The organism is Actinoallomurus acaciae (genome assembly GCF_042429965.1).
GTDB classification, from domain to species: Bacteria; Actinomycetota; Actinomycetes; order Streptosporangiales; family Streptosporangiaceae; genus Actinoallomurus; species Actinoallomurus acaciae.
In genome coordinates, this window is record NZ_JBHLZP010000900.1 from 1 (window position 1) to 1,973 (window position 1,973).

The window sequence follows — 1,973 nt, forward strand, 5'->3', positions numbered from 1 at the left end:
GGAAGTGGGGTCGGCGCCCCCTGGGAGGGCGGGGAGTGTCCCTGGGCGGGGAGTGTCCCTGGGCGGGGAGTGTCCCTGGGCGGGGAGTGCCCCGGGCGGCCCTGGGAGGGCGGGGAGTGCCCCGGACGGGGAGTGCCCCTGCCGGAGGGACTTCGAAACACGCCCCAGACGCGTCGGAGAATGTCCCCGGCGGCCGGCCGCCGGGGGCATCACGCTTCCCGCAGGCGCGATGATGGGATCCGATGGACAGTCCACGCGTACTCGTCGTCGACGACGAACCGAACATCCGCGACCTCGTCGAGGTCGCGCTGCGCTTCCACGGCTTCGAGGTGACCAAGGCCGCGACGGGCGAGGAGGCACTGACGCGTGCGCGCGACGACCGGCCCCGGCTCATCGTGCTCGACGTCATGCTCCCCGACCTCGACGGCTTCGAGGTGTGCCGGCGGCTGCGGGGCCGCGGCGACGAGACGCCCGTCATCTTCCTCACCGCGCGGGACACCCCGACCGACACCGTCACCGGCCTGACGCTGGGCGGTGACGACTACGTCACCAAGCCGTTCTCGGTGGACGCCCTGGTCGCCCGGGTCCGCGCCGTACTGCGGCGCTCCGAGCACGAGCCCGCCGACGAGATCCTCCGCGTGGCCGACCTCGAGCTGGACGAGGCCCGCTGGACCGTACGCCGGGCGGGCGCCGAGATCGAGCTGTCGCCCACGGAGTTCCGGCTGCTGGCCTACCTCATGCACAACCCTGGACGGGTCCTGACGCGCGCCCAGCTCCTGGAGAACGTCTGGGGCTGGGACCACTCATCCTCCTCCCCCGTCGTCGAGACCTACGTCAGCTACCTGCGCCGCAAGATCGGCCCGGACCTGATCCACACGCAGCGCGGCGTCGGGTACGCGCTGCGGCCCCCGTCGTCGTGAGGTCGCTCAACGCGCGCCTGATGGCGGGGCTGCTGGCGGTCACCGCGATCGGCATGGTGCTGATGGCGGTGGTCAGTACGGCGGCGCTGCGCGGCTACCTCATGCACCGGGTCGACGGCCAGCTCCAGGCGGTCCAGAAGAAGCCCGCCCTGGCGCGGGTGGGCGACAGCGTCGCCCCGGCTCGCTACATCATTCTCAACATGGCGCCGGACGGGACCGTACGCGCGGTCAGCGGCGACGACCCGGACCCCTCGGCAGCGCTCGAACAGGCGCGGCGCATGGGCCCGGGGGTCTTCTTCGACGAGGCGGCGGGCGGCCGGCCGTTCCGGATGGGGGGCATGCGGGCGGTCGCCCGGGTGGGCCTGCGCGGGCACGTCACCATCGTCGTCGCCCCGCTCGGGGACATCCGCGCGTCACTCGCCTGGCTGATCGTCACCGAGCTGCTCACGATCGCCGTCATCCTGGGCGTGCTGGCGCTGCTCGGGCGCTGGCTGATCCGGCGCGGGCTCGCCCCGCTGGCGCGGATGGCCACCACGGCGCACGCGATCGCGAGCGGCGGCGACCTGCGCGCCCGCATGGAGGAGTCACCGTCGGAGGTGGGCCGGCTGGCGGGCGCGATCAACGTCATGCTCGGCCGGATCGAGCAGGCCTTCGTGGCGCGGGTGCGTTCGGAGGCGAAGGTGCGCGAGTTCGTCGCGAACGCCTCCCACGAGCTGCGCACACCGCTGACGACCATTCGCGGCTACTCCGAGCTGTACGAGCAGGGCGCGGTCGACGCCGAGGAGGCGCTGCGCCGGATCTCGGCCGAGTCCGAGCGGATGCGGCGGCTGGTCGAGGAGCTGCTCGAACTGGCACGTCTCGACAAGGGTTCCGCGCTGACGCGGGAGGACGTCGACCTGGCCGCCCTCGCCCGCGACGCGGTCGCCGACGCCGCGGCCGTGGAGCCGGAACGGCCGCTGGCGCTCGAGGCTCCGGCGCACCTGACCGCCCTGGTCGACGAGGGCCGGATCCGGCAGGTGCTCGCCAACCTGCTGGCCAACGTCCGCGCGCACA

At 73.5% G+C, this 1,973-nt stretch carries 2 protein-coding genes; both read left to right on the forward strand.

The annotated features are described in order from the left end of the window. The first annotated feature begins 242 nt into the window (after positions 1–242). Entirely contained in the window at positions 243–920 is a 678-nt protein-coding gene (locus ACFFNX_RS48655; protein WP_378213246.1) for a response regulator transcription factor, read from the forward strand. Next, positions 917–1,973 (forward strand): sensor histidine kinase (locus ACFFNX_RS48660; RefSeq protein WP_378213248.1); only part of this gene is annotated, 1,057 nt, incomplete at its 3' end. The genes ACFFNX_RS48655 and ACFFNX_RS48660, both read left to right, overlap by 4 nt.

Excerpts from the sequence above, each read along its gene's own strand:
- ACFFNX_RS48655 (WP_378213246.1), top strand. The coding sequence starts at position 243 with ATGGACAGTCCACGCGTACTCGTCGTCGACGACGAACCGAACATCCGC.